General features: G+C 58.6%; 1 protein-coding gene. It reads left to right on the forward strand.

The window, feature by feature from the left end; all coding sequences use genetic code 11:
* The coding region (locus KP705_RS15895) for a Tn3 family transposase (RefSeq protein WP_215764929.1) at window positions 1-676 on the forward strand (676 nt) is incomplete at both ends.

The following is a 676-nucleotide window of genomic DNA, read 5'->3' on the forward strand; positions in this document are numbered from 1 at the left end:
ATCCGTTTCATTCCGCCTTCCTGGCACAGCTTTGTCAGGCCAGAGGGAACAGTCATACGACAGGCTTACGAACTCTGTGTTCTGACCCAGCTGCGCGAGCGTCTGCGTGCCGGAGACATCTGGGTAACGGAAAGTCGCCAATACCGCGCATTCGACACCTACCTTCTTCCGGAAGCCACGTTTGCAGCGATGCGCGCGCAAGGACCGTTGCCTCTGGCGATCAATGCTACGGCTGACACGTTCCTTTCTCAACGGCGTGCAGTGCTGGAAACCGCGCTGAACCGGGTGACGGCTCTTGCCAGGAAGGGCGAGTTGTCACAGGTCCGGCTTGATGCACATGGTCTTGTGATTTCGCCTCTGAAAGCAATTACACCCCCTGCTGTGGAAGAGTTGAGGCGGGCGGCTTACGACCGGCTGCCACGCATCAAGATTACTGATCTTCTGCTGGAAGTGGACCGCTGGATCAGCTTCACCGACTGCTTTACCCATCGCCGTTCCAGCCGTGTCGCGGATGACAAAAACGCCCTGCTGACGGTGATCCTGGCGGATGGGATTAATCTTGGTCTGACACGCATGGCCGACACCTGTCAGGGTGCCACCCTGCGCCAGTTGGCGCATCTGCATGACTGGCATATCAGCGAGGCCGGATACGCCGAAGCCCTTGGCCGTATGGTTG

It is taken from the genome of Gluconobacter sp. P1D12_c (genome assembly GCF_018812105.1).
Lineage (GTDB): Bacteria > Pseudomonadota > Alphaproteobacteria > Acetobacterales > Acetobacteraceae > Gluconobacter > Gluconobacter oxydans_A.